The sequence below is a fragment of the Psychrobacter sp. 1Y4 genome, assembly GCF_051847555.1.
Genome location: NZ_JBPYDE010000588.1, coordinates 1 through 690, shown reverse-complemented (window position 1 = coordinate 690; position 690 = coordinate 1). Strand labels below are relative to the sequence as shown.

Below are 690 nucleotides of genomic sequence, written 5' to 3'. Positions count from 1 at the left end.
AGAAAATTATCATATAATACAGAAAGCAGTGGCAGGACAAAATGGGACAGCATTATTTGATATTTCAGGAGCATTTGATTCCTTTAAGCTAAGTACTAAAAGTGATCAGTCAATTGAGGTGATAACTACAAAGCTTTCGACTTTTTGTGAATTGAATAATATTGATAGAATTAATATCTTGAAGATCGATATTGAAGGTGGTGAGTATGATGTTATCAAGCATGATCTCAACTTTATTAACTAAAAAGTAGAAGTTATCTTTATCGAATATCATAATTTCGATGTAGATAATGGTCAATTACTGCTAAGAGAAGCATTAGAAAGTAATTTCGACATCATAATCAAAAATTCACATAGATATGGTGGTATGCTCATTGCCATTAATAAAAAAATGAACGCATAATAATTTTAATAAATCATGTGACCTTGTTAATTTGGTTTGTTGCTAGTCAATAGGTGTTCGTATGAAATTTTCTTTGCTTATGTCAGTTTACCCAAAAGATAACTCTGAACTCTTTAGGCAGGCTCTGCAAAGCATTTTAGTAAACTCACTCCAGCCTGCAGAAGTTGTTTTAGTATGTGATGGTCCACTGACTATAGAACTAGAAAAAGTTATTGACTACTATGATAATAAATTTTCAATGATTTTGTTAAAGCTCAATGAAAATGTAGGTTTAGGAAGAGCTTTAC

2 protein-coding genes are annotated in these 690 nt (G+C 30.9%); both read left to right on the top strand.

What is annotated here, in order from left to right; genetic code table 11:
• Positions 1-244: FkbM family methyltransferase (locus ACS8FC_RS17745; protein WP_439297760.1), on the top strand; the 244-nt coding region annotated here is incomplete at its 5' end.
• A 220-nt stretch (positions 245-464) separates the two neighbouring features.
• Positions 465-690: glycosyltransferase family protein (locus ACS8FC_RS17740; protein WP_459112977.1), on the top strand; the 226-nt coding region annotated here is incomplete at its 3' end.